Below are 24,364 nucleotides of genomic sequence, written 5' to 3'. Positions count from 1 at the left end.
CTCCTGCGGTTACTCGTCGCAGAATGACTTTGCTGTGAATCACAGCGAATAATTTTTGAGCTGATGTTAAACAGTACAAGGAATATCCCTGGTTCTCTGTATAAGTGGTCTTAAACTTATTTTTACATCAGATTTAAAATTGAGAAAAATTCACTCTTCTATTATACGAATTGAAGGATATGATGTCAAAAAATAATTTTTGTTTTTTCACTAATACAGCTTTATTCTTTACTAATCTTTTTAGCAATTCGTTCATTCATTTTTCTTTTTAATTCGTTGATCCGTGTTTTCGCTTGCATTTCATGCAAGGTATTTTCAGCAAATGACCCGACATCTTCTCCGACCAATTGTAATACGGGTATATTATTTGCAGCACCTTCTTCAAAAAAGTCTAATAGTTCCAACATCGGTGGCAGCATGTCCATCCCATCGCCTGCGGTAAATTCCCATAAAAATTTTTGAACTTCTTTGTAAACGATTTGATACTCAGAAGGAAGTTCCTTTAAACGAGCCATTTGTTTATTGTATTCTACCTTATCTGCGTGAACTTGTTTGAAATAATTGATGACATTTTTATTTTTCATCATCTGTTCCCTCCTTTAATCTTTCGATTTGACCTGAAATAAATGCCCAGCGTTGCCAAAATATTGCAAGTTCTTCTCGCCCTTCTTTATTTAACGAATAAAATTTGCGCATTGGCCCAACAGCGGATTTTTTCTTTGTGACGGTAACTAAGTTCTTTTTTTCTAAACGTAAAAGAATCGTATAGACCGTTCCTTCAACGATATCCTCAAACCCATATTCTTGTAAATTATTCGTTATTTCATAGCCATATGTTTCGTGCCGATTGATAATTTCCAGAATAACTCCTTCTAAAACGCCCTTGAGCATTTCTGTTGTCCCGTTCATAATTCTCATCACCTATTCTTTCTTAGAATACTTTAGACTTGTTTGGCTCACTCTACTACTAAGTAGTATTAAGTACAGGTATATAGTATAACTTAGTAGATAGAATGTCAACTACTTTGTTTTACTAGGTAGTTACTCTTGAAAAAAGCACCTGTCGCAAAACTATTTTCTAGTTTTACGACAGGTGCTTTTTATTCTGCTTCTAATAAAGTAAGCCAACCAACTCTTCTTTTTCAATGTTACCAAAATACTTTTTAATATCGATCTTAGCTACAGCCTCTTCAAGAGCTGATTTTTCATATTTAGTACCCGTCAAAATGTCTTCTACATCTTTGATTTCACCTAATCCAAAGAAATCTCCAAAGATCTTGATTTCTTTGATTTCTCCATCTTCCACATTCATCTGAGCATCAATGGAACCAATTGGGAAACGCTGATGACGCTCCAAGTTAAAAGCTGGTGATTTTCCATAATTCCAATCCCAATTACGATAATATTCGTCTGAGATCTTGTTGATTTTTTCCCAATCTTCATCTGTTAGTTCATATGTTTTTACTTGATCCACTGAATCGACACCAAAAATTTTCAGCAAGATATCTTCACGAAATTCTTCTGTCGTCATATCTTGTTTATCTGCTGGTAGAAATGGCTTGATATTTGTTACACGAGAACGAACAGATTTAATCCCTTTAGATTCGATTTTATCTTTACGAACTTTTAGTGTATTGACTACTTCATCGATATCACTATCAAACATTAAGGTACCGTGAGCAAACATCCGTCCAGCCGTTGCGTACATCGCATTTCCAGAGAACTTCATTCCATCAATCACTAAATCGTTACGCCCTTTTAATTCAGCACCAGAAACACCTAGCTCATGTAATGCTTGAATGATCGGTTGTGTCACTTTCGCAAAGTCGCGGAAAGAATTACCATCATCTGGCATAATAAAACTAAAGTTCAAGTTCCCATGATCATGATAAACAGCGCCACCACCACTTAAACGGCGAACAACATGAATCCCATGATCATCTACATATTCTTTGTTGATCTCTTCAATCGTATTTTGATTACGACCGATAATGATCGATGGATCATTGATGTAAAACAAAAGAATCGGTTCATCCAAAGGTTTTTCTTTCAATAAATACGTTTCTATCGCTAAGTTGACTCTTGGGTCGTTGTTGTCATTGGGTACAAAAATCACATTTACCACTCCTTAAATTTGAATAACTAAATTTTTCTCTGCTAAACTAACGGATACTTGGTTACCAGCGGCTTTTTCAGCTTGTCTTCTCAGCTCTTCTAATGATCCATGTTGTGGTAAATGGGTTAAAATAAGATTTTTGACTTGAGCTGCTTTTGCAATTTCCCCTGATTCTTTTGAAGTGAAATGGGCATGATGGTTTTCATTTCCTTCAAATAGATAAGTGTCGGCTAAAAAAACATCCGCATCCTTCGTAAACTCAATAAAACTTTCTAGATAGCCAGAATCACCTGTGAAGACAAACACTTTCCCAGTCTTTGCTTCTACAAAACGCATCGCGTAACAAGGTACAGGATGGATCGTTTTCATGAAGGTTATGAGAAAAGGGCCTAATTTTAACTCTTCTGCTTCAAAATAGGGAACTGCTTTAGACACTTCAGGCATATTCAACGCTTGAAAATGCACAGGATCATCCGTATGTCCGTAAATCGGTAAAACAGGTGTCGGTTCCATTACCGGATATAATTGGCGATAGTACTGCAACACACCCAGATCTGCGATATGATCATAATGATAATGAGACAAAATTACTGCATCTAATGCTAAAGGATCAAGATGCTCTTCTAAATTGATTAAGGTTGTGCTTCCAGCATCTAACAATAGCTTAAAACCATTTGATTCTAGCAAGTAAGAACTGGTTCCTTCTCCTTTATAAGGATAAGCACCTAAACAGCCTAAAACGGTTATTTTCAACTCCATCGACCTCCTTGATTCGTCTTCACTTAATGGTAACATAAAAAAGGAAAATGCAGATAATTATTTATACTTCAAAATTAAAACTAGTTATTTTTTAAACTTACTAATAACCAAAGATTTGTACACATAATAAAAAACAGAACAAATCTAATTAAAGACTGCTCTGCTTTTCTAACTCTCTAATTAATTTATTACAGGTGTACTTTTTTCTTCACGAGCTGTATCGTAAAAACTTGCGATAGCCACATTATGATAAGGAATCACCCATAATAAACCAATCCCGAAGGTTAATATACCAATGAAAAACCAGCCAATGAAAGATAATTGTAATAAGAAATATTGCCCAAAACGACCTTTCATTAGAGCTAACGCATATTTGATTGTATCTCCAACTGGTAATGTACTATCATCGATTTTTACCCAAACAGCGAATTGAAAAACACCACTGACAAAAACGCCTATGAAAGCCGCTAATACAGTAAATAAAAGAATCATCAAAGCCACTGTTACATTTACAGTAGCTTCTCCTTGAATTTCTTTCAATGGAATTTTATTAACCATCATACTAAAGTATAAAGCCACTCCAGAAGTTAAAAGAATCGGTAATAGTATAATTAAGTTCAGTAACGCACCAATGATTGCTTGAATAAGGTTGATCAATAACATTGGAATATAGAATTTTCCTTGAAACATGATACCTAACATACTTGCATCCACTTTTCTTCCTCTTAGTACTTCTAATGCACAATAATAAGTTGCATATGTGATTGCAAAGAAAATGAAGTTATTCAGTAAAAACGAGATAATATTTCCTGTAGCACTATCTTCTGGTACTCTTACAATCATCGATACCACTGCACCAATCAACATAGTGATCAATGCGGCTAAAAAAGTAATCCAAGCCATTGTTCCCCATTGATCTTTTAATGATATTCGAGCTTGTTCTCGATGCATCCCATTCGTAATTTGACTTTTCATTTAAAATTTCTCCTTTTGATTTAATAACTGCGAAGCTTATCGACAGTTTCTTTGTCTAAGCGCTTCACAACTTCTGTAACTAATTTGACAGTATTTAAATAATCATCTTCATGAATTATTGATGTATGAGAATGTAAATAACGTACAGGAACTGTGATTGCTAGTGATGGTATGCCATTTCTAGTTAGATGCATTCTGCCAGCATCAGTTCCACCACCTGTGATCACAGTATATTGGAAAGGAATATTATTTTCTTCCGCCACTTGAATCACAAAATCACGTAATTTTTTGTGTGGAATCATCGATGCATCGAAAATCAAGATTTGAGGACCTTTTCCTAATTCAGAATCAGCTTCTTTTGGCGTCATGCCTGGTGTATCTCCTGCTGTTCCAGTATCAAGGGCAAAAGCAATATCTGGGTCAACTAAATACGTACTTGTTTGCGCACCACGTAAGCCAACTTCTTCTTGCACATCGCTACCAGCAAATAAGATATTCCGATGTCCCTCTGCTGCTAGATTTTCTAACACTCTTAACGATACTGCCGTACCAATACGATTATCCCAAGCTTTGGCTAACATAAATTTCGTCCCATTCATCCGACGATATTCAATATAAGGGGTGATCATATCGCCTGGTTTGATGCCCCATTCAGCAACTTGTTTGTCACTCGATGCACCAATGTCGATAAACATATCCGCTACATCGTAAGGTTGTTTTCTAGCTTCCGCTGTCAATACATGTGGTGGTTTTGAACCGATCACACCATGAAATAGTTCACCTTTACCTGTTTTGATTTGAACTTGTTGTGCTAGCATTACTTGTCCCCACCAACCGCCAAGTGTTTGAAATTTAATAAACCCTTTTTCTGTGATTTGTGTCACCATAAAACCAACTTCGTCTAAGTGTCCTGAGAAGAAGACTTTTGGTCCTTCTTTGTCGCCGACACGTTTGGCAATAATACTACCTAAACCGTCATACATGATTTTATCTGCAAAAGGTTCTGCGTATTTTTTAAATATCTCTCTGACTTCTCCTTCATTGCCAGGTACTCCTTTAGCATTGGTCAAATCTATTAACAAACGTTCTTCTTTTTGATCCAAAATATTCCCTCCTAAATTTAAAAGCGTAGCGGGCTCGACCTGCTCCAACCCAATTAACATTAATCATATTATATCACTTCTTAACACTCTTGAAAAATTAACTGTGTATGGAAAAGGTCAAAAGTAAAAGTGATAAAGAATGCCCATTTACTGGGTATTCTCTATCACTTTTTTGCCTTCTCTAAGAAATTATCTTTTATCTAATTGTTTTTTTCTGAAGTAATAAATAACGTAATACCCCAGAAAGCTGATAATCAAACTATTTCCTAAAACAGTGTACCAGTTTTCAACCTGTTCATTTGTTCTCGGTAGTTTTTTCTTAACAACTGCAGATGTTTTTGGGAAATTGTTACCGCTTGTTTTCACTTTAGTATTTTCTTTTGGTACTTTAGGGTCAATGATAGGTGGTACAGATTCTTTCTCATAGACGTAGATAATTTTTTGTGGAGCTTCTGTAAACATGACTTCATCTATTCCAACTAGTGGATCTATCCTATTTCTTAATTGAGGTGTTGGTTTTTGCACCTCTTTAAAGCGATAGCCTTTGATTTCTTTTGCTTTAACGGTTTGTTTTGTGCCAACTCTTCCCTTTAATAAACCATCTTCATCGATCGTATTGCCTTTTGTATCCACATGCTGGAATAAAATCTCTCCCATTATATGCTCATTTTCTACAGTTAACACAACACTCAAATGCTCTGGATCGATCGTAATAGCTTCCTCATACCCTTCCAGATGATAACCACTCGGGGCTTTTGTCTCCGTTAATGTATAAGTATCTTGCGGTACTTTTTCAAACACTGCTTCACCATTTTCATTTGTTGTCGCTTTGAATTGGTTCAGTTTAGAAACAAGTGTGAATTCCGCTCCGCTAAGGGCTTGTTTTGTTTCCTTATCGATTTTTTTCACATGGATGGTTCCTGTCAATAATTGGTTGACTTTGGTTTCTGTGGCGGCTGTTTCTGATTCGATCAACGCTTTTGTTAGTGTTAGCGAAACAGGTTTTTGATCCAGCTGATAACCCGTGGGTGCTTCCATTTCTGTAAATGCGTATTCGCCTTCAATCAAATCAGCAACAGTAATCAAGCCTTGTTCATTTGTGTTGAATACGTGAGCTTGTTTTTGATCACTCGTCCATTTTACTTTTTCTTGTTCATCTATCTGGTAGAATTTTTCTTCCTGATTATTACGAGATAAAATGAACTTGGCATCTGGTAAAGCATCTCCTTTGGGATTAGCTTTTTTTAGTTCTATTGTTCCAGTTGTAATAATTGGCTCATTTTCAACAACAGTGACATAATTTGGATCGTTTATATCATCATCTGATTTTGTTGATAACAGTTTCCCTTTTTGATACTCATCAGATAATTTATACCCATTTGGAGCCGTAATTTCTTTGATCAAATACTCACCTTCAGCCACTGATTTAAAAGCGGTATTACCATCTTGATCAGATGTTACCTTTAATCCTAATGATTGATTGCTTTCTTTATCAAATAGTTCAAAAACTGCTCCTTTTAAAGGTTGTCGTGTACGTGCATCAATTTTTTTCAACGGGATCTGTCCCACACCTTTTCCAGAACCTGAACCGCTTGTAACAGTATGATTTACCGTTGACCAGTCTCTTTTTATTGCCTTATTATTTGAAAAAACAGCTGTATTAAGTACGTTTGCTGATTTCGTTGTAACTGTTTGATACTCTACAGAAACGCCTCGAGTTTCCTTTTTAAATGTGATTTTAAAGTAATTCGTCTCATAATTTTTCAAAAGTGTCCCTGCCGGACTTTGATCAGTGTCATAAGTAAAGGTTATTTCATAGTCTTCACCTAAACTGAGAGCCTTATTAGTGACTAAGTCTCTTACAATAAAAGCATCATTTCCTATAACAAAATTTGTGTTTTCAGCTTTCGATGAATCACTTAGTGTAAAGCTGTCTTCTAAAACTAAATTTTTATATGGACGATTTTCTGGCATGATATTCGTTCGAACATACCAATTGGCAAGTTTATTATCTGCTGTTGACACTCGGCCTACTTTGTAAGTATTAATGCCTAAAGCAACAGTTTCTTCTGCCATCAGCTCGTGTTGATAATCCTTTTCATCACTGATTTTAGCTATATTCGTAAATTTAGTGTAGTAATCGGAAACAGGTGCTTCACTTGGTGCTGTTTTATATCGGATTGCTACTTTTTTGTTTCCAATGTTCGAAAATTCTAAATGAATATGATTATCTTTGATTTCCATAACTGTTGGGTAACGGGCATCTCCAGGCTTTATTGCCTCACCTGTCAGAACAACTTCCTTACCATTTTCATTGATAATCTTATCCAGCTCGAGAATTTCGATCGAGTCTTTATCTAATGTTTGAATCGACTCTATTTCATCATCTAATATAAGATTTTTATATTTATGTCGTTCTTCATTGATTCCAATCGTCCAAGTAAATAGTCCAGCCGTATTAGCATACACCACATTTTTCTTACCGCCTCCAACCAAAAAGCTAGGAATATTAAATGTCGCTGACGCTTCCATCGGAATATTTCCATTACCTGCTAGAGAGACCTTATTACTTAGTTCATCCCCTACATTGACATCTGTATTATCAAACTTACTTGTATACGTAAAAATATATTTATTCGTTGTGACGCCACTGTGAACACCTAACATATCCACTGTAAAACCGGAACTTGTTTTCTTGATCGTATAATCTTGGCCTAAAACTAACGGGTGTTTTGTTTTGTCATCGCCTTTAACATAATAATAAAAATCAGCGGACCCATCCACCAACTCTTTTACTCGTTCACCAAACGCATCAATGATTTTATTGAACTGCATTCCCCAGTGTTTATTATTGATGACAATTGACCAATCTACTGTTCCATCCGTCATATCTAAAGAATCTTCTTCCAGTATTTTAGAAATATTTGACGGTGCTAAATTGATTTTTGCCTCATCACTTCCTAATGTATCAGAAGCTTGATTTTCGATCACACGCGGGCTTGGATTTTGAACAGCAGTTTCATAGACAAATCGATATGCTTGCGTTGATGTTGGGCTTTCACTATTGGTATAAGTATAATCTGTTGTATATTGACCAAATCCACTTGTATCCCAATGACTTGTAGGTGCAAAACCACCTTGGCTGATTGAATTAGTGCCATAAACATATAAATAATAAATTTTTAGATTTGAAAAAGTTAAATCGTTGGCAACTTCATCCTTGAGGATATCAGTAAATTTACTTCCTTGAGTCAGCTCGGTATTGTCTGTATTATAGTCAATTGTCCAAACTATCGTGTTCGTTTTGACATTGTACTCACCTTTTTTGGTTATGTGAGGATTATGATTATACTGAAAGTAAACATAATTTGAAAGAGATGTTCCATAAATAGTTGCCTCAGTTCTCAGATGATACAACTCTTCATTCACGATTGAATTTTCTTCAATAACTGATTCATACGTAAGAATCACGGCTTTGTTTGTCTCTTTATTTAAGATGACTTCCAAATTAGCATCGTTTTGTTGCAGAGTGTATTCTCCGCTCCCTAATAGAACAGGTTCACCAATCAACTTGCCCCCCATCGAGACATCTTGTTCGAAGACTTTCAAATTTTGAATATTAATGTAAGGTGATGCATCTTCATTTTGGTTTGACCCTTTTTTGTTGATTGTATTTTTGACTATTATTTTTTGATTTGGTTGGATTGTTTCTCGATTGATATTGGTTTTTATTTCTGTCGACACGAGATCTGTATTGAAATTTTTATTTTTATTTAGACTAAGGCTTGCTTCGCCTGATAGTTTAAATAAAATTTCGTATTGTTTTTCCTGATTGTTTGCTAAAGGAAAAACAACCGTTTTAAGTAAGTCACTATCATCACTATATGCAATAAAACTTGTTTCAATATCGATTTGATATTTTCCATTGACTACGGTTTCATTAAAAATGATGGTAAGTTTTCCGGTCGTATCGATAGTCCAATTTCCGACTGTCGCTAATTTTCCAGATATGTTGTTTGAAATCGCTATATCTGCTGGTAATTGATACTCATATGTTCCAGTTTGAATTGTTTGATTTTCCGCTCCAACTTGTAATGTCAACTTCAATGGTGCTTGTCTTTGAGGTCGATTAGTTGTTGTATTGAACTCTGCTCCTTTAGAATCAGTCAACGTAACACTTGTTACTAGATTCTCAGTTTGGTTTACTTTTACTTGAGCTGGTCTAATCAGGTCCTCAGCAGATGAGCTTTCTACTAATTCTTTTGATGCATCCGTACTTGTAGCTACTTCTGCATATTCAGTCGACTTTTCCGTTGTAGCATCTGTTGAAAATCCGCTTGCAGCCATATTTTCTGAAGAAATTTCATTGCTCAATGTCTCACTTGTTGGATTATCCATCGTGGTTTCCAAAGTTTCTTCCGGGACCAACGTTTCAGCAAGACTAACAACAGGGATCAAACAGTTAGCAACCATAAAAAACAATACCATCACTATCCAAAATTTCTGTCTTTTCATTTATACCCTCTTCTCAATTTATTAAAAAAAACATACAACTATCATCATTTTACCATAATAAAAAAATTATAATAGTGAAAATCACATTTTTATTTAATTTAAATTAAATAAAAAAACACAACTGCTTAAAAACAGTTATGTTTTTCATTATTTTATGTTTTTTGGTTCTTTTTGCTGCCATTCTTTTGAATAAAAAGATGGGTCAAGTTTATAACTTGGCTTTTTAGTCGAATCTTTTTCAAGAAACGGCTGAATTCGTTTGTCAGCAGCGAGCCAGCCTCGCCAACCTAAATGAATCGTATCAGCCATAAAATATTGGGTATCACAATCTTTTGTAAAATCCGCAATATTAGTAAATCCTTGACTGGTCAATTGATACTTAACTTTTTTTGCAAATTCTTGCAGCTTCTCTTGAGAAAGTCCTGTAAAGTCTGACCAATGCTTATTTACTGGCGGAATGATAAACAATACTTCAGCATTATCTTGCGCCAATTGACTTAGCACAAGCTGTAAATCAGAAAATTCAGGAGAGAAACGATAATCCAGATCTTTTTGCGAATTTTCCAAACGATTCAGTTTCTTTTTTAGTCGTTTATTATAAAATTGATTAGAAATCTCAAACGAATTATTACTCGTTGCTTCCTGACCTATTTTAACTGCAAGTTGATCTAGTTCATTGGCATTATAAATAGTTGGTAAAGGTTTTTCGGCTTTTTCAATCGCTTTTTCTTTGCTTACCATACCAATTTTGCCAAATAATTCATCTTCTCGCGAAAACATATTGATCATCAAGTCGATATAATGCGTATCAGATTTACTTGGTAATTGACCAGAAATAATGTCTTTCAAAGCATGATCCAAACGCTTATCTTCTTTCACTTTTGGAAAATCCATTAAGCGTTTTGCCAGATAAATATCGTCTACCGTTACTTTTTCTAAGTCACTGACCCACTGATAGGTTTGCAGTTCAGAATAATAAGCATTGAAATAATCATTCGTTACTCCCCCTTTTACAAACCATTGTGGTGAAATAATAAAGACTACTTTCTTGTGAGAAAGATTATCGCCCATAGATTGCATCATCAAAGCCTGCGTTAAAGACTGCGTCCCTGGTGCTCCTAATAAAAATGGACGATAGCTCCGATCATATTTGTCTGCTAAAACAGAAGGATGAAACGGACTGATTCGGCTGAGTTCGGATGAACCAAAAAATGGAATGTATTCCTTTGAACCAATCGCTTTATTTTTAATGGCATTTCCTCTAAGCACATTCGTTGCCATAGAAGTGGATGCATTTGCCAAAACACGTTTGCTACCCATATCCATTTTAAACGGTGCAAAGAAAAAAATGACTAGTAGAACCGCAGAGATCAAGATCGGTCCAAAGATTCCAAAGAGTTTTTTCTTCATGCTCATTATTGTAATGCTTTCACTTGTTCGATAACTTTATTTGGTGTGTTCCATAAATCGCGGTCAAATTCTGAAACTGGTACTTGTACACCTAATTGTCCATCGATTTCAACTAATAACTGAACTGTTGCTAATGAATCCATCAAACCTTCTTCAAATAAATCGACATCTCTATTTTCTTTCACTTCATCTGTACCTGCAATTTCTTCTAAAATATCTAAAACTGTTTCTTCTATGTTCATGTATAGTTCTCCTCTATTCGTACAGTTTTACGCTGTATGTTATTTTTTTATTTAAAGAATAATGTATCTAAAAAACCTGAAAAAATCAAGAAGCTAAAGCAAACTGCATTAAAAGTTAAGAAAATCGCAAAAGCATGCGTAAATTTGTTTGATGGGATTTGCTCTTTATGTTTTTTCTTGAAACGTAGCCAAGCATCGGTCAAACAAATCAGTGCTGCATGATAGAATCCATAGGCTAGATAATACCACGTTAGACCATGCCAGACGCCCATCAGTAAGAATAAGGCAAAATAACCAACGTTTGAAGCTACGATTCTACTCTTAAATACTTTTTTCTTGATTAATGTAAACATCAATCGCATATAAACATAATCACGAAACCAAAACGATAGCGTCATATGCCAACGGTTCCAGAATTCTTTGATATTCCAACTCAAGAACGGTTTGTTAAAGTTGATTGGTGTATCGTATCCCATCAAATAGCTAGTTCCAACTGCAAATAAACTATAACCAGCAAAATCAAAGAATAAATACATACTATAAATATACATGTATGCGACTAATTCCCAAGAAAATCCACCTGTTTTCACAGCCATCTTAGCCACTACAGGAATCAATACTTGCCCAAAATAATACCCAATAATAAATTTATATAAAAATCCCAGGAAAAAGTTATGAATTCCTTTTCCTAAAAAATCAACGTATTTTTCAGGGGTAGGCGGATTTTCAACGTCTTTTTCAAAACGGCGATAACGATCTATCGGCCCAGATGAAATTGTTGGAAAGAATAACAGAAATTCAATATAACGGAATATATTGTATTCTTTGATCGAACCATCACGCATTTCCATAATAATCTGCACAGACTTGAAAGTTAGATAAGAAATCCCTAAAAATCCTAGTAATGAAGCATGCCCTGATACAAACGGTACAACCTTCACTAAGACCAACGGTAAAATAGCTAAAAATACAGCCAGATAAAAGATGATACTTTCATTTTTCTTTTGACGATAATGAAAATAGAACCAAACCAAAATCGTCTGCCAAATAACATAAACGATCAACGCTGCTCCTTGTTTCCAATCTTCACCACCAAAACTCATATACAAGAACAATAAGGTAATTAAAACCTGATACCATGCCCAACGCTTTCCTTTGATCAGTAATGTGAGGATCATCGGCGTAAGAGCGGTTAACAAATAAATAAAATAAATTGGATTCGCATAAGGAATCATATGAGGAAAGTCGATCACGTTGCATTCACCTCATTCATCAACCCTTTACGGTCGATCTTTCCATTTGCTGTCAGAGGCAATTGTTCCACATAAATGAATTTCTGAGGAATCATATAATCCATCACTGACAAACTTAATTCTTCTTTGATTGCTTTGGTTAATTTAAACTCTTTTTCAAAATCATGAGGATGAGCGACCACATATGCTACTAATTGTTGAACTTTATGATTTTGGTATTTTGGAACAACAGCTGCCTGTTTCACATAAGAAACGTTCGCTAAATGATGATCAATGTCTTCAAGCTCTATTCGATAACCGTGAAGTTTCACTTGAAAATCAATCCGCCCATCGTAAATCAACATGTTATCTTTTAACTTGCCTGCATCACCAGTTCGATACGCTGATTGCCCTTTATACTCAAAAAAAGCATCCGCTGTTTTTTCAGGATTATGTAAATACCCTTTAGAAACACTTGGACCTGCAATTACGATTTCTCCTACTTCGCCAGCGGAGACCTCCTGCTCATCGTTCATGATGTAAACAGTCGTATCCTCTTTTACATAACCTATGGGCACGCGATTGTATTCATCTAAAAGCTTCTGTGTGATCTCTACACCAGAAATGGCGACTGTTGCTTCCGTTGGCCCATACGTATTAAAAACATGAGCTTTCGGAAATCTTTCCAATAATTTCTGTGCGGTTGCTTTAGGTAGCTCTTCTCCACAGAATAGAAAAATCTTCAAACTATCAACATGGTCTTCATCAAATGTTGGTTCCATCAAACAAATATCCATAAACGAAGGGGTTGAAACCCAAACTTCTATTTCTAAAGTCGGCAGAACAGTAAACAATTGCTTAAAGTCGTTAATAACCTCTTTTCGCATCGGAGTTAGCGATCCACCAGAAGTCAAAGCAGGATATAAATCCATTACAGAGAGATCAAATGAGTAAGGTGCCTGTGATAAAAAGTGCATACCTTCGGTAATTCCAAAATCCGTCAATTCCCAATTCACAAAACTTAAAAGGTTTGTATGACTGATTTGAACTCCTTTAGGGATACCGGTAGTGCCGGAGGTAAAAATAATGTAGTAGGTTTCAGATTCTAAAACCGGTTTAAACGACCTATCCATAACCTTAGTCTGCACACAAATATCCTGTAGTTTTCCCAAGGAAATTATTTCAGCATTGGTTTCAAGCCCAGTCCAATCTTTGACAGAAAAAATCACTGCTGGATCAGCTACATTTAAAATCATTTCAACCCTTTCTTCCGGGGTATTTGCTTCAATTGGTATATAAGCATGTCCAGCTTTTGATGCGCCTAAAAAACAAGCCAACATCTCAAATTCTAACTCTCCATAAACAACGATTGGACGGGAGCGTTCTATGTGTTTTTGCAAATAAGTAGCAATTGCATCTGAGTCTTTTTTCAAGTCCCCATAAGTATACGTTCGATTAGTTTCAATATAAACGGGACGGTTTGGCTCTGTCATCCCCCAACGATCGATTGCTTCAATAATATTTAAAATCGTCATGAAGTGTTCCCTCCCTAAAACTCATTATAAATAAATGAGCCACCATCAATATTTTTATAATGATATAAATAAATCAACATTAAAAGTATGCCAAAATAAAAAACGGTTTTGCCGATAATTTTACCCCAATACTGGACATTAGGTTTATCAAAAAATTGTTTCATTTTATTTATGCCTCCAAAATTACATATATTCACATTTTCGTACTGCTATTGTAATCAAAAGAACTGAGAAAAGAAACTTAATTCGTAAATAAAAGCTTTTTTTCCACTAACAATTTTGTCACTTCTGCATAAAAAAAGGCGGGACAAAAAATGAAAATGATTGCTCCACCCTCTTTATAGTAAAAAAATACAAGAAAAACTATTTTTTTAAATCATTTTTTTTGATTGAAAGATCTATCCAATTGCTTAACAAAAAATTAAGCAATCACTGATCTTTCCTGTGGATGATTCGCGAATAAATCGCTGATGTTAAAAGATAATAAGCAAGATAAATCAAAATCAACAGTCCACAAGAAAGATATGCTAACCAATAACCCGAACTTGAAATATATTTGCTAAAAACATAAATTGCAAATGACGCATGTAAGACACCGATAATCATTGGCGGAAAAAAAATAATACTATTTTGCTGATAAACAAGCTTAGTAATTTCTTTTTTTGGAACCCCAATCTTCTTTAACAAATCATAACTTGCTTTTTCTCGCTCAGCTTCTGAAAATTGTTGCAGCATCAAAATACTACCAGTGATAATCAACGCTAAGATACCTAAAAATACAGCCACATAAATAAATAACCCCATGACTCTTCTCTGATACCTTAGATCTGAGAATCGGCTAGTGTAGTTCAATTGCCAATATTCCTGTTCAGCGTTTTCTGAGAAGTCATGTTCATTTTTTTTCTCTGTCTGCTGACTACTTTTGGTAATATAACCTTTCAATTGATTGTTTACCCACTGATACTGGTAATAGATAGGGGCATCCCATTTAGGTTTAATAGACTCAGATAGCTTATTTGCAAGTGCTTCCTCATCATTTGCTTTAATGTTAAAAGCCATCAGCTTGTATGTTATACCTGAATTTATTTTCTCAAACTGCTCATCTGATACAACAATCGTCGTAAAACTATACCTTAATAGCTCTTGACCTAAGTAATCAGGTCTTATCTCCGATACATGAAGTTTTATTCCATTAGGTAAATTAAAAATAGAGTCATAACGAATAAATCCACTTAGAATATTTTGAATACTATCTAGGACAACAATATCTTGATTGTTTTTTAATTCAATATTTTTTAAATATGGGTTTATTCTTTGAAATTCTTGATAATTTGAAAGTGACATTAGGTTTATTGGACTTACTGCATTTTGATTTTCTTCCTGTCCAATTTTAAGATGAAATTGGCTACCCGTCAACTTATAATTTAATGTGACTAGCTCTTCAATTTTTGTATCCGGTTCCTTTTCTATTATTTGAGCAATTTTTTCAAAATCATTCTCAGCCACCATAAAATCGGTTGGTGTCGATATATTCACCGAATTCATACCTATAGTATAAATAGACGCTGCCCCGCCAATCATTCCTAAAGCAATAGCAATAAAAATCGTTACCGCAAATAAAGTATTCCCGCCTCTTTTAATGTAAAGTTTTGTATTTCCCAACGCCAACATATTTAAATTTCGATAATAATTAAATTTATTCTTACCAAATAAAAATGCAATCAGATACATAGTATATTTAAAAAATAAATATGTCCCTAAGATACAAATAAACATAATAACTAGCGGCGCAATCAAAAAACCAGAAAACCCCAATCTCGTATGCATCAAAATGGTCCCAAAACGAATAATATTGTACGATAACAAATAGCCTATAAAAATAAATACAACACCTAGAATACCTAAAAAAATCCTTAGTACAGGTAATTTTTTGGAGTTAATCGTGCTTTTTTCAACTGTCTTAAGCAAATTTGTTACTTGATAGCGATATATCAACCAACTACTTCGAAGTGAAACCGTCAACAACATAAAAACAAAGGCTAAGCTTGTTTGAATCATAGAAGGGATTGAAACAAAAAACAAACTTTCTACTTGTAAAAACATTGCTTTTGCTAAAATCATTGAGAATAACTTAGAAAAAATAATCCCCAAAAGAATCCCAGTGACTAGCGATACTGCCCCTAACATCAATGTTTCAATCAAAAATAGAAATGAAATCTGTCCTTTTCGCATACCAATTAAATGATACAGGCCAATTTCTTTTCCTCTTTTTAATAAGAAGAAATGATTTGCTGCAAACATAAATCCCAAAATCATGATCACAACCAAAATACCACCTAGGTTCATCGCGCCATTGATATGAACCTCTTGACCAACCCTATTAGCTAGTGTTCTATTATATGTAATTGCACTAAAACAATAGTAAACAACGACTGCAAAGGTCATACTGACAAAATAAACTAAGTAGTTAAGAAATTGGCCTTTAAAGTTTTTCCAAGACAAGTTAAAAATCATTCGCACGACCACCTCCACCAATCGTTGCCTGCATATCGATCACTCGGTTAAAGAATTCTTTTCTTGAACCTTGACGAACAACTTCCGAAAAAATCACTCCATCTTTGATAAATAGAATACGATTGCAATAACTCGCCGTATATGGATCATGAGTGACCATCATGATTGTTGCATCATCTTGTAGATTCATATTTGTCATATACTGAAGCAACTCAGCTGCTGATTTCGAATCTAAGGAGCCTGTAGGTTCATCCGCAAAAATGATTTTAGGTTTGGTGATCAATGCTCTTGCTGCAGCCACACGCTGTTTTTGCCCGACTGAGATCATATTTGGATAATCAGCCAGTAATTGATCGATCCCTAAGACACTAGCAACATGATCTAAGCGCTGCTCCATCTCGTTCAAGGGCATTCGATCTACGGCTAAAGGCAGCAAAATATTATCTTTTACAGTCAGTGTATCCATTAAATTAAAGTTTTGAAAAATAAACCCTAATTTTTTTCGGCGAAAATCACTGATTTGATTATCTCGCATTTTCAAAATATCTTGACCATCGATTCGGACACTTCCAGTTGTTGGTAGTGCAATTGTTGATATAGTATTCAGTAATGTTGATTTACCTGCCCCACTTGGACCCATGATGCCAACAAATTCACCTTGTTCAACAGAAAAGGAAATGTTATTTAAAACTTGTACCCGGTTACTTCGATATCCATACAACTTGCTTAAATGATTCACTTCTAAAATTTTTTTCATAGATTTCGCTCCAGTTTATTCATTATCCTTATTCTACCAATATTTAGAGTAGCTGAACATCGTTTCCTCTTACAATTAAGTAATAATAAAAAGTTTTTTAGTAATAACTTATTTTTCTAAGTTAAAAGTTGTGACAATTTCCACAAACCTATCTGGGAGTTGTTTTCACTTTATTTTCATTTCTCATAAACACTATATGTAGTTGTTATAAAGGATTAAAAATTAAATTTCACACTATATATAGTTGAAAGATTTAATGAATTGTTTTATGATAAGGAAGGAATAAATCTATGAGGAGATGGGTAGCAAATGATGGAGATAAAACAAGCTAATAATGAAGTGAGTTCTACTAATTCAGCCTTGAATACGATAAAAATCGTCAAAAGAGATGGACGATTGGTTGATTTTGATGATCAAAAAATTTATGACGCTTTGATCAAAGCTGAACAAAAAATTCGAGGGTCTTTGGATCCCCTTGCTCATGAGCGGATTCAAGAAATCGTGGAAAGAATTGATCATGAAATTTCAGATCGTTTCTCTGATAATGTAAAAATTTATGAAATTCAAAATATTGTCGAACATATTTTGCTTACGAAAAATGAATATGAGCTGGCACAAGAATACATCAACTACCGCACTCGTCGTGATTTTGAACGCAGTAAGGCGACCGATATCAATTTCACAATTAGTAAATTAATCAACAAAGACCAGTCTGTGGTAAATGAAAATGCAAATAAAGATAGTGATGTTTTCAACACGCAACGCGATTTGACCGCTGGAATAGTAGGAAAATCAATTGGTTTGAAACTGCTGCCTCCTCATGTTGCAAATGCACACCAAAAAGGCGACATCCATTATCATGATTTAGATTATCATCCATATACCCCAATGACCAACTGCTGCTTAATTGATTTTAAAGGAATGCTGAATAATGGGTTCAAGATTGGAAATGCTGAAGTCGAATCGCCTAAATCGATTCAAACCGCTACAGCTCAAATTTCTCAAATCATTGCAAATGTTGCTTCCAGTCAATACGGTGGATGTTCTGCCGATCGTGTGGATGAACTATTAGCCCCATTTGCTGAATTAAATTATCAAAAACATTTAGATGATGCTAGAGAATGGATCGACGGGTCTGATCGTCAAGAAGAATATGCCAAAACCAAAACACAAAAAGATATTTATGATGCAATGCAAAGTTTAGAATATGAAATCAATACCTTGTTCACATCTAATGGACAAACACCATTCACTTCTCTAGGGTTTGGATTAGGCTTGAACTGGTTCGAACGTGAGATTCAACGAGCAATTTTACAAATTAGAATCAATGGCTTAGGCAGTGAAAGAAGAACAGCAATTTTTCCTAAATTGATTTTCACTTTAAGACGTGGCGTAAATTTAAATGAAACAGATCCAAACTATGATGTAAAACAACTTGCATTGGAATGTGCGACCAAAAGAATGTACCCAGATATTTTAAATTATGATAAATTAGTTGATTTAACAGGAAGTTTCAAAGTGCCAATGGGCTGCCGTTCTTTCTTACAAGGATGGAAAGATGAACAGGGAGAAGAAATCAATGTCGGTCGAATGAACTTAGGCGTCGTTACCTTGAATCTCCCTAGAATTGCCATGGAAGCTCACGGCGATGTGGATAAATTCTGGACACTTCTTACTGAACGTTTAGAAATCATGAAAGATGCGTTGGTTTATCGGGTTGATCGTTGTAAAGAAGCCATCCCTGCAAATGCCCCGATTCTCTATATGTATGGTGCATTTGGCAAACGATTGTCTAGAAGAGACTCTGTCAATGAATTATTCAAAAATAAACGTGCTACTGTTTCACTCGGTTATATTGGGTTATATGAAGTAGCTTCTGCCTTTTACGGAGGTGAGTGGGAAACAAATCCTGAAGCAAAAGACTTTACGCTTGCGATCTTAAAAGATTTAAAAGCTCATGCAGATAAATGGGGCAATACTTACGGGTATCACTTTAGTGTTTACTCAACACCAAGTGAGAGTTTAACGGATCGCTTTTGCCGTTTAGACACTGAAAAGTTTGGCGTGGTGGAAAATATCACAGATAAAGATTATTACACAAATAGTTTCCACTACGATGTCCGAAAAAATCCAACACCTTTTGAAAAATTAGATTTTGAGAAAGACTATCCTCAATATTGTTCTGGAGGATTCATTCATTATTGTGAATATCCAGTCCTACAACAAAATCCAAAAGCGTTAGAATCTGTTTGGGACTATGCATATGACCGTGTCGGTTATCTAGGTACCAACACACCGATCGACCATTGTTATGAATGCAGTTTTGAAGGAGATTTCAATCCAACAGAACGCGGTTTTGAATGTCCACAATGCGGCAACCATGATCCAAAATCATGTGATGTTGTCAAACGAACCTGTGGATATCTAGGTAATCCCCAAGCTAGGCCAATGGTTCACGGACGACACAAAGAAATCTCGTCACGAGTGAAACATATGAAATAAAAAGTGGTATGAAACAGTCAACTCTGACAGAAAAATAGAAGATATTGATTGTGGCGCTTTTTGTCACTAGCATTATTTACTTTTTTTCCGAAGAGTTGGTTCATTTAGCTAGATTCCAAAAAAACGATGTCCCCTGCAATCTTTTGCAGGCATCGTTTTTATTTGAAAGGATGACTAACAATGAAAAACCCTAAACCTCAAGAATGGTTGGCTGAAGAATTTAGTCAAAACTATATTGCTGATTATAAAGCTTTTAACTTTGTGGATGGCGAAGGTGTACGAAATAGTCTATATGTTAGTGGATGCCTTTTTGCTTGTGAAGGTTGTTTTAATAAAGCTGTACAAAATTTTCGCTATGGTAAACCATTCACAGAAGAGCTAGAAGACAAAATCATCGAAGATTTATCTCACGATTACGTGCAAGGACTCACCCTATTAGGTGGAGAACCTTTTTTAAATACAACCGTTTGTTTGACCGTTGTCGACCGCGTGCATAAAGAATTTGGACTAAAAAAAGATATCTGGTCTTGGTCTGGTTATACATTCGAAGAGTTACTACTAGAATCTAAAGACAAACTTGAGCTATTAAACAAAATTGATATCTTAGTAGATGGACGTTTTGAATTATCTAAGAAGAACTTAAATCTTCAATTTAGAGGCAGTAGTAACCAACGAATTATTGATGTCAAAAAATCATTAGCCATTGGGCAAGCTGTGATTTGGGACAAATGCCATGATGCTGAACAAGCCTATGAACAAATAAAAAAAAGCAATTTGATTTAATCTATATGATCACCTTTAACCGATGCTACTGCATCGGTTTTTATTGAATCGTTCATTCATTTTTCAAGAAAACAAATTAGGATGCCTTAATCTATCATGCTTCAAAAACAGAACAACAACAGTAAAAAGTTGTGGGCATTCTACTTATCCTTAGCTAAACAGAATCTGTCTTAAAAAATGTAAGGACTTCTGAACGGATTTTACTATGATCGACTATTGGAGCTGGATAATTTTCCCCAATAGAAACCCCAGAAGATTTTTGAATATTAATTGGCATTTTACTTGGCTCATGGATATATTCATTTGGTACATTTTTCAATTCTGGGATAAACTGACGAATAAAATCCCCATCATGATCAAATTTTTCACTTTGCGTCGTAGGATTGAATATTCGAAAATAAGGCACTGCGTCTGTTCCTGTGGAGGCTGCCCATTGCCATCCTCCAATGTTACTCGCTGAATCATAATCAATCAATTTTTTCTGAAAATATTCTTCTCCCATCCGCCAATCAATCATTAAATCTTTTGTCAAAAATGATGCAACAATCATTCGCAACCGATTATGCATCCAACCAGTTTGATTGAGTTGCCTCATTCCAGCATCAACAATCGGGTACCCAGTTTGTCCCTTTTTCCATTGCTCAAAAAAGGATTTGTTATAGCCCCATTGTAACTGTCGATATTTTTCTTTGATTTCTTGTGTTTTTTGCTTTGGGTTTTCAAAATAAATCATATTATAAAAATCACGCCAGCAAAGTTCCGAAATAAATGCCTGGCGACCATTCGAATCCGGCTCAGCATTAAGGGCATACCATACTTTGCGAATTGATAGTTCTCCTGTTCTCAAAAAACTTGATAGTTTACTGGTTTGATTTGAAAAAGGGTAATCTCGTCCTTCTTGATAATTGTGTAGGTGGTTTTTTACAAATTCTGTTAAATATTTTTCAGCCGCAGCTTCCCCACATTCATAATCAAAAGGGAGCTCTATTTTTTCAACAATCTGCTTAAAGTGAACTTGCCCCTCATTAAATAATGGATGTGTAAGCTTTTTAAAAGAACGATTGCTCTTTAATGTTCTTTGATACATTCGTTTAGGCATCGTCAGCCATTTCCTAAAATAGGGCGTAAAAACTTTGTAGCTTTCCCCTGTCGGCTTTTTAATTTCTTCAACACCATGGATATGACTATCTTGATAAGAATGCACTCGAATCTGGTTGCTTTCAAAAAAATTGGTTATTATTTGATCTCGTTTTCTACCGAAACCACGTTCGTCTTTATTGAAATAGACTGCATTCCAGTCTTGAAAAGCTTTTTTTAATTGTCTAAAATTTTCTTCCAGATTCCCGTATAAAAAATGAATCGTTATATTATTTGCTTTAGCATGTTCATAAAAATTCAATAAGCTATAAAAAAAGGCATCATGATTATAGCTATCTTCTAAAAATTGCAACGGATTTAATTGAAAAAGACAAATCAGTTCATCTGTCTCTTGACTGTCTTCTATCATCTTATTAAACGCTGTATTATCATCTAAACGAAGGTCTTTACGAAACCACATAATTGTTTTACTCATTGAATTTTCCTTTCGCATGTATAAATAAGTCGTAACATGAAGACTTATTTATCACTAAAATTTAAACCCTTTTGATTCAAAAATATCAGCAAAATTATTCTTTCACTATTTTTCTTTCTCAATCTGTTGTTTTTCCCATAGAGGTAACACCATGTTCTCATACGCCATCGGATCAAGGTTGGTCAATGTTATCCCTAATAATCGAATCCCTTGTTCAAGACCTAGTATCTCTTCCCAAATCAAATTTGCTTGATAATACAATTCTTCTTTTTTAGAAATATACTCTGGCAGTGTTCGGCGTTTCGTTACAGTTGTATAATCTGCGTAACGAACTTTCAACACAACTGTTTTTCCGTGTTTTTGGACACGCTCCAATGACTCTTCTACGCGCTCTGCTAATTGCCTCAATTGAGCAGTAACTTGTGCTTCAGTCGTTAGTGGTGTGCCATATGTATGCTCTTTCCCTACTGATTTGCGGTCCCTAGTTATATTTACAGGAGAATCATGAATCCCACGTACCTTTCGGTAAAGTGAGTAACCCATTTTACCGAAATTACGGATCAACTCCATCTCATCTTTACTGTATAAATCCTCACCAGTGAAAATACCTAAGTCATGCATTTTAGGTACAGTCTTTTTACCTACTCCATGAAACTTCTCGATAGGCAAAGCTTTCAAAAATGCTTCGGCTTCATCCGGCATTACAACTGTTAAGCCCTTAGGTTTTTGAAAATCAGAAGCTAGTTTAGCTAAAAATTTATTATAACTGACACCCGCTGAACAGGTTAAATGTAATTCGTTCCAGATATCGTATTGAATCAATTTAGCAATTTTAATTGCAGATTTGCTATCTATTTTATTTGCGGTGACGTCCAAATAAGCCTCGTCTATTGAAACTGGTTCGATAATATCTGTATAGCGTCGAAAAATTTCTCTGATTTGCTGAGAAATTTCAGAATATTTTTCATAATTTCCAGGTTTAAATATTGCTTCTGGGCATAATTCATAGGCTTTTTGAGCACTCATTGCAGAATGTATCCCAAATTTACGTGCTTCATAATTTGCAGTTGTCACAACACCTTTACCACCTGTATCACTTGGATGACGTGCGATCACTAAAGGATGTCCTACTAATTCAGGATGGTCACGTTCCTCAACTGAAGCAAAAAAAGCATCCATATCGATATGAATAATCTTACGAGAAGTATCCTTCTTTAAGGGAAAACGCAGTTCACTGATCACGGTCGCCAGCCTCCTTTCAACTAGGTCTATTGCATTTTTATTCCTTAATCAATTTAATAAAAATTCCCTTTTTGCTAATATCAAGCATTTTATTAATCTTTACTTGAGCGATTTTTGAAGCTGTTGATACTGGAACAATCTTATCGGACAATTTTACTAAAGGATCAACAACTCTTATTTTCTTTTTTTGCTGTATATCATAATCATCTTCGCTGGAACAAACGCGATATTTCGGTGGATGATCCATATTAACCAATAATTGCAGGATTTCAGTTGAATCAATTGATTTCAGCTTCTTGAGAAATGCTGAATCTGTCATCCTCAAATCATCCAAAGTCATTTCTTTATTTGCTAATCCAAGTTGGATTGCCTTTGCCATCCACTCATAGCTGCAAATATTTCGAGGATCATAAAAAAAATCGATTACTACTTTTCGATATTGTTCTATAAACCATTCAGCCCAACAAATCGACTCTAAAATAATCTTATTCTCAATGATTTTGATTGATTTCAAAAAACACTGAATTTCTTGTAATGGAACAGAGAAATAGCGATAAACTTCTCGCAACGTGTAATCAATCCGGTCACAACACAGCAAAGGTAATTTTTGTTCCAATAATTCCCATTGTTCATCATCTAGTAAAATCTGCCGATAGTCAAACCCATATTGTTTTAATACAACAGGAATTACAGATTCTTCAATTGATTGTGCTTTGATTTGCTCATGATAATCGTCCGTTTGATTAGACAAAACTAAATCGATCACATGTGAAAATGCAGTGTGTGATACATCGTGTAGTAGACCAGCAATCTGTTCTTCTATTGTCCCTCCAAGTCTTTTGATCAACAACATAACTCCGATAGAATGTTCATATCGCGTTTCATTCCAAGTTGGGTTAATCAAAAATGCTGGTCCTGCCATATGAACATCCTTTAAACGCTGAATTTCTTCTGATAAAATCAATGATGCTAGAACTTCTTCAACTTCATATGAACCATACAAAACATCCTCAACAATCATTTTTTCTCCTTCATAAATCAATTATATTGTATACACATTATATACGAACGTTTGTTCATTTACAACTAGATTTATTCTATTACAA

Annotated in this window: 19 protein-coding genes; 2 read left to right on the top strand and 17 right to left on the bottom strand. The window is 34.9% G+C overall.

Features of this window, described 5'->3' with window-relative positions; translation table 11 throughout:
* Positions 1–221 precede the first annotated feature (221 nt).
* The 14 genes from AC4BB5_RS04650 to AC4BB5_RS04585 form a co-directional block, all read right to left on the bottom strand.
* Positions 222–584, bottom strand: a complete 363-nt coding sequence (locus AC4BB5_RS04650) for a DUF1048 domain-containing protein (RefSeq protein ID WP_490459028.1) — start codon at positions 582–584, stop codon at positions 222–224.
* Positions 574–909: a PadR family transcriptional regulator gene (locus tag AC4BB5_RS04645; protein WP_490458218.1), complete on the bottom strand. Its 336-nt coding sequence runs from the start codon at positions 907–909 to the stop codon at positions 574–576. Before AC4BB5_RS04645 ends, AC4BB5_RS04650 begins: the two co-directional genes overlap by 11 nt.
* A 202-nt stretch (positions 910–1,111) precedes the next feature.
* Positions 1,112–2,116, bottom strand: coding sequence for a lipoate--protein ligase (gene lplA, locus AC4BB5_RS04640; protein ID WP_490458217.1), 1,005 nt, complete (start codon positions 2,114–2,116; stop codon positions 1,112–1,114).
* Positions 2,117–2,128: 12 nt separating this feature from the next.
* Positions 2,129–2,869 carry an MBL fold metallo-hydrolase gene (locus tag AC4BB5_RS04635; RefSeq protein WP_490459027.1) on the bottom strand — a complete coding sequence of 247 codons (741 nt, stop codon included), beginning with the start codon at positions 2,867–2,869 and terminating at the stop codon, positions 2,129–2,131.
* A 186-nt stretch (positions 2,870–3,055) separates the two neighbouring features.
* Positions 3,056–3,850 carry a DUF975 family protein gene (locus tag AC4BB5_RS04630; RefSeq protein ID WP_490458216.1) on the bottom strand — a complete coding sequence of 265 codons (795 nt, stop codon included), beginning with the start codon at positions 3,848–3,850 and terminating at the stop codon, positions 3,056–3,058.
* A gap of 20 nt (positions 3,851–3,870) precedes the next feature.
* Positions 3,871–4,953, bottom strand: coding sequence for a M42 family metallopeptidase (locus tag AC4BB5_RS04625; RefSeq protein ID WP_490458215.1), 1,083 nt, complete (start codon positions 4,951–4,953; stop codon positions 3,871–3,873).
* Positions 4,954–5,142: 189 nt separating this feature from the next.
* The gene (locus AC4BB5_RS04620; protein WP_490458214.1) at positions 5,143–9,468 is read right to left on the bottom strand and encodes a SpaA isopeptide-forming pilin-related protein; all 4,326 of its coding nucleotides are present in this window, start codon (positions 9,466–9,468) and stop codon (positions 5,143–5,145) included.
* 147 nt (positions 9,469–9,615) lie between these two features.
* On the bottom strand, positions 9,616–10,884 hold the full coding sequence (dltD, locus tag AC4BB5_RS04615) for a D-alanyl-lipoteichoic acid biosynthesis protein DltD (RefSeq protein WP_490458213.1): 1,269 nt from the start codon (positions 10,882–10,884) through the stop codon (positions 9,616–9,618).
* A complete protein-coding gene (dltC, locus tag AC4BB5_RS04610) occupies positions 10,884–11,120 on the bottom strand; it encodes a D-alanine--poly(phosphoribitol) ligase subunit DltC (RefSeq protein ID WP_010760538.1) in 237 nt (78 codons plus the stop codon). Before dltC ends, dltD begins: the two co-directional genes overlap by 1 nt.
* Positions 11,121–11,167: 47 nt before the next feature.
* Positions 11,168–12,373 carry a D-alanyl-lipoteichoic acid biosynthesis protein DltB gene (gene dltB / locus AC4BB5_RS04605; protein ID WP_490458212.1) on the bottom strand — a complete coding sequence of 402 codons (1,206 nt, stop codon included), beginning with the start codon at positions 12,371–12,373 and terminating at the stop codon, positions 11,168–11,170.
* A complete protein-coding gene (gene dltA, locus AC4BB5_RS04600) occupies positions 12,370–13,887 on the bottom strand; it encodes a D-alanine--poly(phosphoribitol) ligase subunit DltA (protein ID WP_490458211.1) in 1,518 nt (505 codons plus the stop codon). Before dltA ends, dltB begins: the two co-directional genes overlap by 4 nt.
* Before the next feature lie 14 nt (positions 13,888–13,901).
* Positions 13,902–14,051, bottom strand: a complete 150-nt coding sequence (locus tag AC4BB5_RS04595) for a teichoic acid D-Ala incorporation-associated protein DltX (protein ID WP_086312046.1) — start codon at positions 14,049–14,051, stop codon at positions 13,902–13,904.
* 265 nt (positions 14,052–14,316) lie between these two features.
* Positions 14,317–16,401 carry an ABC transporter permease gene (locus AC4BB5_RS04590; RefSeq protein WP_490458210.1) on the bottom strand — a complete coding sequence of 695 codons (2,085 nt, stop codon included), beginning with the start codon at positions 16,399–16,401 and terminating at the stop codon, positions 14,317–14,319.
* Positions 16,391–17,158 (bottom strand): ABC transporter ATP-binding protein, encoded by a 768-nt coding sequence (locus AC4BB5_RS04585; protein WP_490458209.1) that lies wholly within the window; start codon positions 17,156–17,158, stop codon positions 16,391–16,393. The genes AC4BB5_RS04590 and AC4BB5_RS04585 overlap by 11 nt, the downstream gene beginning before the upstream one ends.
* 309 nt (positions 17,159–17,467) lie before the next feature.
* On the opposite strand from AC4BB5_RS04585, the gene nrdD reads away from it, so the two are divergent.
* Both nrdD and nrdG read left to right on the top strand, forming a co-directional pair.
* Positions 17,468–19,660 (top strand): anaerobic ribonucleoside-triphosphate reductase, encoded by a 2,193-nt coding sequence (gene nrdD / locus AC4BB5_RS04580; RefSeq protein ID WP_490458208.1) that lies wholly within the window; start codon positions 17,468–17,470, stop codon positions 19,658–19,660.
* A 180-nt stretch (positions 19,661–19,840) separates the two neighbouring features.
* Positions 19,841–20,443, top strand: coding sequence for an anaerobic ribonucleoside-triphosphate reductase activating protein (nrdG, locus tag AC4BB5_RS04575; RefSeq protein ID WP_490458207.1), 603 nt, complete (start codon positions 19,841–19,843; stop codon positions 20,441–20,443).
* 154 nt (positions 20,444–20,597) lie between these two features.
* On the opposite strand, the gene AC4BB5_RS04570 is transcribed toward nrdG, so the two are convergent.
* The 3 genes from AC4BB5_RS04570 to AC4BB5_RS04560 all read right to left on the bottom strand — a co-directional run bounded on the left by AC4BB5_RS04570 (position 20,598) and on the right by AC4BB5_RS04560 (position 24,279).
* Positions 20,598–22,016: a cryptochrome/photolyase family protein gene (locus AC4BB5_RS04570; RefSeq protein WP_490458206.1), complete on the bottom strand. Its 1,419-nt coding sequence runs from the start codon at positions 22,014–22,016 to the stop codon at positions 20,598–20,600.
* 105 nt (positions 22,017–22,121) lie between these two features.
* The gene (dinB, locus tag AC4BB5_RS04565) at positions 22,122–23,255 is read right to left on the bottom strand and encodes a DNA polymerase IV (RefSeq protein ID WP_490459026.1); all 1,134 of its coding nucleotides are present in this window, start codon (positions 23,253–23,255) and stop codon (positions 22,122–22,124) included.
* A gap of 40 nt (positions 23,256–23,295) precedes the next feature.
* On the bottom strand, positions 23,296–24,279 hold the full coding sequence (locus tag AC4BB5_RS04560) for an HD domain-containing protein (RefSeq protein WP_490458205.1): 984 nt from the start codon (positions 24,277–24,279) through the stop codon (positions 23,296–23,298).
* Positions 24,280–24,364: the final 85 nt, after the last annotated feature.

It is taken from the genome of Enterococcus sp. AMC1252 (assembly GCF_058216515.1).
The sequence above is the reverse complement of the archived record's forward strand: the minus strand, read 5'-3'. Positions and strand labels throughout refer to the sequence as shown.